This window comes from uncultured Porphyromonas sp., assembly GCF_934359325.1.
GTDB lineage: Bacteria > Bacteroidota > Bacteroidia > Bacteroidales > Porphyromonadaceae > Porphyromonas_A.
Window position 1 is genome coordinate 1 of sequence record NZ_CAKRLH010000083.1, and the last position, 6,697, is coordinate 6,697.

Annotated in this window: 7 protein-coding genes; all 7 read right to left on the reverse strand. The window is 51.6% G+C overall.

Annotation, left to right across the window (positions count from 1 at the left end; translation table 11 throughout):
- Positions 1-646, reverse strand: a 646-nt coding sequence (locus Q0F21_RS04385) for a hypothetical protein (protein ID WP_297237756.1), incomplete at its 3' end; no start/stop codon positions are given.
- A gap of 19 nt (positions 647-665) precedes the next feature.
- Entirely contained in the window at positions 666-1,283 is a 618-nt protein-coding gene (locus tag Q0F21_RS04390) for a hypothetical protein (RefSeq protein ID WP_297237758.1), read from the reverse strand.
- A gap of 73 nt (positions 1,284-1,356) precedes the next feature.
- Complete coding sequence (locus Q0F21_RS04395) at positions 1,357-2,199, reverse strand: CD225/dispanin family protein (protein ID WP_297237760.1); 843 nt, start codon at positions 2,197-2,199, stop codon at positions 1,357-1,359.
- Positions 2,200-2,201: 2 nt separating this feature from the next.
- Positions 2,202-2,780, reverse strand: a complete 579-nt coding sequence (locus Q0F21_RS04400; protein ID WP_297237762.1) for a retropepsin-like aspartic protease — start codon at positions 2,778-2,780, stop codon at positions 2,202-2,204.
- The gene (locus Q0F21_RS04405) at positions 2,770-3,882 is read right to left on the reverse strand and encodes a hypothetical protein (protein ID WP_297237763.1); all 1,113 of its coding nucleotides are present in this window, start codon (positions 3,880-3,882) and stop codon (positions 2,770-2,772) included. The genes Q0F21_RS04400 and Q0F21_RS04405 overlap by 11 nt, the downstream gene beginning before the upstream one ends.
- 79 nt (positions 3,883-3,961) lie before the next feature.
- Positions 3,962-4,939: a hypothetical protein gene (locus Q0F21_RS04410; protein ID WP_297237765.1), complete on the reverse strand. Its 978-nt coding sequence runs from the start codon at positions 4,937-4,939 to the stop codon at positions 3,962-3,964.
- Positions 4,940-4,965: 26 nt separating this feature from the next.
- Positions 4,966-6,027, reverse strand: coding sequence for a hypothetical protein (locus Q0F21_RS04415; RefSeq protein WP_297237767.1), 1,062 nt, complete (start codon positions 6,025-6,027; stop codon positions 4,966-4,968).
- Positions 6,028-6,697 lie beyond the last annotated feature (670 nt).

Genomic DNA, 6,697 nt, shown 5'->3' on the forward strand with positions numbered 1-6,697 from the left:
ACACAGTTACAAGCAGAGAGGAAATAAGCAAGACAATGATCAAGAAGACGACCCTACCTTCATCGAAGGAAAAACTCCGGGATGACTTGACATTGGGAGCAGTCGACAGGAGCGTGGATGTAGCAAGACCAGGGAAGCGGACATAGATGAGACCCTGCTCGGAAGATGCGAGTATCGCTTTCGGATCGGCATAGCCCCAGGCATAGCTCATATAGTTGTCATCCTTAATGGCGTAGTCAAGGGGCGAGAGCGAGCTCTCGCCTAAGTCGGTCGCCGCTTCTAACTTTTCCCGCAGCTCACCAAGCCTCCCGGTGATAAAAGCCTCGGTCCGGGCATCGCTGCCCTCACCCAGAACGAAGTCGGAGAGTGTATCCACCACGGGTGCTGCAAGCAACGCCAGCCGGCCGAGGTTTCGGCAAGCGTAGCCATTGACACAGAGAGTGATGCCTGAGCGACAGCCGTCGGGAGCCTGTCGGAAGAAGAGGTAACACATCACGTCACCGGTTCGCTCCGCGATCAGATGGAGATCTGCTTCCGTGAAGGTCTTCGACTTTATCAGGTTATGCGCCCGCAAGGTTGCATAGCGGTGGGGGTACTCCTCTACACCATGCCACCTCGTACTCCAGCAAGAAATATCTGCATTCATATCTGTCTATTGTTGTATCTCAATAAAGTGAAAAGCTCTTCATACCAATGCACAGCCCCTCATACCATATCTCCACTCTATAGAGTCCGGCAGTCCACGTTCCGTGCTCAGGTGAGCCGTAGGAGGAGAGCTCCTCGACACAACTCTCATAGGGCATCAGTCCGTCAGATACAGATAGGGTATCCCGATAAGAATAGGAGATACTGAAGAGCGTCCTTTCGCCATCCTCATCCTCCCGGGGAACTTCATAATAATAGACAACAAGCTCGATGGGAAGCTCCAGCTCCTCGGATCGTCTCTCATTGGTCATCCTATTGGGGCAGTAAGTGACCCTGAAGGCGAGATACATCGAGCTGCTTGCCCGGATATCATCCCCGTAGTCGGTCTCGTAGTTATAGTCCTCGTCCACATTGGCAACCTCGATCTCCATGATCTCGACGGGCAATGGCTCCAGTTTTTCCTCAAGTTGAGAGATCCACTCCCTATCCTCACGGATGGTATCGGACAGCTTGTCACCCTTGTACCAGAGGTAGACCGCCACCCCGCAGACGATGAGCAGGAGTAGCCACAAGGTATAGAAGCCACCTTCGTCTCGGTTAGCTCCTGCCGGCTCCTCGGGAGCCTCTATCTGACTCACCTGCTTCTCCACGTCACTGCCACTTCACTATGGTAACCATAGAAGAGGTAGGAGACCACGTCTCCCGGGCATCTCACATCGTTCTGGATAATCTCATAAGCGTAGAAATCCAAACCGGTATACCCAGAATGAATCCAACTATCACCCAATCCTTTGCCGCCTTCGCATACCCTTTTGCTTTTGCCAGATTGCCATTCTTGAGTTCTCGTCTGCATTTTATGGCATTTACGATGGCACCTATTCCAACGGGCGTACAGCAGAAGAGGGTCACAAGTATTGACTTGACGAAATAGTCATCGGGCACCTCAGCAGGCTCGCTCTCCACCGGAGATGAAGACTGTGGTCTGTCGAGTGATGAGATCGTGGGGTCGACAGAGATCTCCTCAGGATAATCGCAAAAGGCGACATGCGTCAGCCCCTTCTCCGTGGAGCGGACAATCTCATCCGGCGTGGCCTCTCCCCAGATGAAGCTCAGGAAATAATCGCTCTCCGTGGAGTAGTCCACCGGAGCAAGGGACCTAAACCCATATCGGTCGGACTGATTGCAGAGACTATCCCGAAGCATATCAAAGATCAGAGAAAGTCGGGCTCTGACCTTTGACTCATCAGGCTGTGCCAAAAGAGACGGCAGACTCTGTAATCGCTCATCCACAAGCTCTGCCAGGGCATCAAGATCAGTGACGGCAAAGCCATTGACAAGTATGGAAATGCCGGCATACAGGCCTTGCGCCAGCCAGTGACGGAAAAAGTGATAGCAGATCACATCCCCGGAACGCTCTACTGAGAGATGGAGTATCCCGGTCTCCGCATAGATAGGAGAGGAAAGTCTGGTATAAGTCTCACGGAGTGAATTACCTACCGGGAATTCCCAACGGGATCCCTGTGAGACAGACCACGCAAAAATGTCTACATTCATAATCAGTACTTCTTAAAGGTGACCACCTTTCTGTCGTTATCGACGGTGAGGGTACTCACCCGATCCAGTATTTCATTACCAAGCAACAGGGGGGCATCCATACTACCGGTGACGCACGCCCGGACATTCTCAAAGACCAAGTCTTGATCCCCGTGTATGACCAGCTCTCGGAGATTCAGCACCAGTCCCTCCGTCAGGGATCCATCGGCGAGCGTAGACTGCACCGTCCCGAGGACATCACTCTCGGTGATCAGTCCCTTATTGGCAAGATACTTAGCCTCGGCAAGAGATATGCTGGTAGTGCTGGCTCCGGTGTCAAGGATCATATCCATCGGGATACCATTAAGTCTCACGGAGAGCACCTTGACCCCACCACGCTGCTCGTACGGGACATCCACCTCGAAGGACTCCGAGAATAGATAGTCCGAGCCTTCTTCCAAGTCCGACCGGTCACCTCCCTCGGCATCAGTATCAAAGTTGAACCACAGCTCACTCTCTCCGCTCCCCTCCTCATCAGATGAGCACTGACAAGCAGGAAGGAGGAGCAGGACGCTGGCAAGCAACAGGACTCTACTTATCATCGTGGGATGTGTCCCTATCGGTCTCTTCCATTTGGAACGATTGGCTTTTTTGGAGCTGTATGCTATCCTCCGAGAGCCTCTTCACTTCCTCTTGCGACCTACTTTCTTCTTTCGGACTGTTTTTGTCCTCGTCTCCAAAAAAGTTGCGTATCCTTGACCAAAACGACTGCTCCACTCTCTCAGTCTGGGTATCAACCGGCGGCTTAGCTGTCTCGTCCCGCTGTGTAATAGCGAAGACAAGAAGCCCAAGGATGACGATGCTGAGGATGAGCTGAAGGAGCGAAAGTGCCTCGCGCCACCAACAAAACCGACCGGACCTCTCAGTCCTCCCTCCTTTCTCCCCCTCCGAAGTCATCGACTCCTCCGGCTGCTTCGTCTGACCGGCAGACTGACCCTTACCGGAATGGGCCGGTATGTCGAGCCTCTCTTTTGCCTTCTGAAAGCGGTCTTCGTAATCCTCTATTCTCTCACGATCCTCTCTGGATTGCTTCTGGAGCTGACTGATCTTCTGACTAAGGGCATCGATCCGACTCTGTGACTTCTGCGTCTGTTCTGTGAGTGTCGCCTTCATCTGCTCCTCACGCTGTTGCAGCTTAGCGTTCATCTCCCTCTGCGATGCGGAGGGGTAGAGCTCGGAGACCCTGATGACCTTACCATTGGTCACATTTTCTCCCACAGATGATCGGTAGATATCTTGAGGATTAAGGAGTTGCTTCTCACCAGTAGAGTTTGCTGACGTGGGTATAGGCGTAAAGTCACTCTCATCGAAGATCTGATCAAACCTCTCTGCCATCCCCTGCGGAAACTCCTTGAAGTCGCTTATCGACCTCTGGATGGTGGTCATATCCGGTGTGAGGAGACTATTGTAACAGAGCCCCCTAAGCTCACTCATCAGGAAGTCATAGACCCTCCTGAGGTCCTTGATGCATCCCTTTAGGCGATAGGTGAGACCGATGTGACCATTTGGTCGACCGGTGGTCGTCTTGAGCCCGTAGAGAACAATCGTATAATCGACGTAGGTCTTGTCACCTATATGCCGCAGACGCACATCGAGGATAGGCTTTCCACTCTCGCCCTTCTCTTGGACGTTATAGAAAGTCATCTCAAAATACCTAGCGTCCGTGTTGGGGTAAGAAACTGCCCCTTGATCGGCTCCTATAATAAATACTTCTGGCTTCATATCACTTACAATAGCTCAACAACTGCTTCCATAGTTCCTCAGCGTATCCATCGGCTCCTGCCGTAAAGGTGGTAGACTTCCCATCAGAGCTCTTTGTGAAGACTCCTGACTGAAAGGCAACAAAAGAGGCCTCACTCGGCTTGAAGAACCGAGTAATCGGGTGCTTATTCTCGAAGATCTCAAAGACTCCGGGATAGAAATCCCTGACTGCCCTATACGCCTCTCGCTTATTGTAGTGTCCCTTACCAAGTGTATAGTCTGTCAGGTCGACCTTATTGAGTACCACGATAAAGCGGTCTCTGGGAGAGGAAAGGCGCCGGATCCGCCTGATCTTGTCCACATAGAGCTTCCTGCTCTCCTCGTCCTTCTGGAGCTTATAGTCGGCATCGGTCAGGATGACGAATACTCTTCGATTGGGGATTGTCTGGATGATCCTATGGATGTAGGGCGGGAAGTCACTCTCCGGACTATAAGGACTATGGTAGTGCTCTCCGGGCGCCTCAAGGATCTGACAGATAGGATGACCATTGTACGATACCTTCACGAGCATAAAGCTGATCACATTGGTACCGGCGGCGGCTTCATTGGAGGAAACCATAGCGTTGAAGTCGTCACACATCCTCTCGTAAGCACCATCAGAGGGTCGGAAAGTCCGGACGGGAGTGACGGTATACCCCTTATTCTTGAGCCAGCGGGTCAGACGTACTAGCATCATCGTCTTGCCGGACGCAGGCGGGCCTACGAGAAGCACAACGGGAGTACTCCTGTCTGCTATCTCCACACTTACCTTTAGAGGATCGAGGACAGAGTCCACTGAAGTGGCTTTTTCCTCCGGAACCCCAAAAGCTGAGTCCTCTACGAAGGGAAGTCCCGCAGTAGAGATGTGCGGCTCATGAGTCGGAGTATAGTCCGGCTCGAGATCTCTCTCCTCATCTACGTCAAAGTCTGGATCTGAGTCTGATGGAATTTGTATCGGCATAATACTATATGGCTCTAATTAGTTACTTAGAAATCGTCTTTCTTGGTTGCGAGGGCAAAGAAGAGGAAAGCCGCAACGTCCACAAGGATGGCGACAAAGATCCAAAGGATCACCTCACGACCGGCATACTTTCCCTTAAAGATATCCTTCCACACCTCCACCACACTGAGCATACGGTGGGTTCTGCTCACGGGATTCTCTGAGAGATAGACCGGCTTGTCCTCCTCAGAGATATTGATGAGGTCGGGATAGTTCTTCACAACAGTATAGGAGCGAGCCAGGAGAGCATCGACATTTGAGATAAGCTTCTGATTGACCTTACCCTGCGCCTTAGCTTCACTCAGTAGCCCCTTGGCGGTGGACAGCTCCTTAGCAAGTGCTGCAGCCTCCGGCTTATACCTCGATGCCCGACTATCCTCACCATTCTTAATGATCTCCGCTATGCGTGCATTGAGGTGCTTATGGATGATCTTGCTGTACTCCTCCTTAAGCTTTCGGCGCTCAGCGGGCGAGGTTCCTCGGTAGGAGAGAGTCGGGATGACATCTATACCAAGGGAGTTAGCGAGCCCGCTCAGCAAGCTCTTCGCCTTTGTCCCGAAGCCGGGGTTGGCACTATTATCGATCTCCGCCTCGAGAGCCACTTGTTGCGAGGAGACGTCACGCTTGAGCTTCTCAATATTGAGCTTGATGTTATTCTGCGTGTAAGAGTCATCCGCCAGCTCTTGGAGATACTTCTGCGTCACACCCACATCTGTCAGCGCTACGTCGTTGATTGCCGACCGATAGAAGAATGTGTGTGTATTAGTCGGCATACTGAAGAAGACCCAGAATAATACGAGCAAAAGAATCCCGATGACCAAGTTTCTTCCTCTTGCCTCCTGATAGACATTCATATTGAGACTGTCCACGATCAGCTTACTTCCGTAGGAGGCAATGAAAAAGAAGGCAATGGTCACGATCCAGCAGAAGACGACCGGCCAGCTCGGCAGCAGAAGGTGCAAAGACTCGGATGTTGCCCAGCAACTGATACCCATAAGTGCCAAAAAAGTGATGAGCAGCACCAATTTTTTGATCGGACGTTGTTCCATAACTATCTGTTATTTGGTTTATTATTATCAGAGTTTCGCATTGGTAGAGGTCAATAGAGGATCCCTCGGATGACCGAGAGATCCTCTATAATGATCTATTATGTTTCGATGGATGAAAGGCAGTAAGGATGCATATCCGCCCCGCTGAGAACTTCTCTATTCAGAAGCTCCCATACACCACTTTCCGTAAAGAAAGTTAAATGGGGGGGGGGTAACCATCACCTACTAAAACTCTTAATACTTGGAGCAAATGTACGTTATTTTCACAACTAATCAAATATTAGGGCTGACGCATTTGAGATTTACCTTCCCGCCCAATCCTGCACGGGACTTACCCGCCGGTCCCCCTCCTCTGGCACCCCGCCCCTGTCCGATGCCACATTCATCCTCTATGCCGGCGGTAGGCGGATCCCGTCAGGGATCCACGGCGCCGGGGAGTATCGTATCGAGCTGGATAGACTTCGGTGAATTCTAAACCCGGTATTAGTGATCACTAAACCCGGTAATAGTGATCACTAATACCGGGTTTAGTCAGGGGCTGACTCACTTGAGTTTTTCAGTGCCCGCCCAATCCCTAAGGGGTCGTCGCCTTTTATGACAGAAGAGGTAGCTTTTTGCAGTAAGGAGACCAGAGGAGACTCCACGAGACATCGACCTCGTGCCGTGGTGG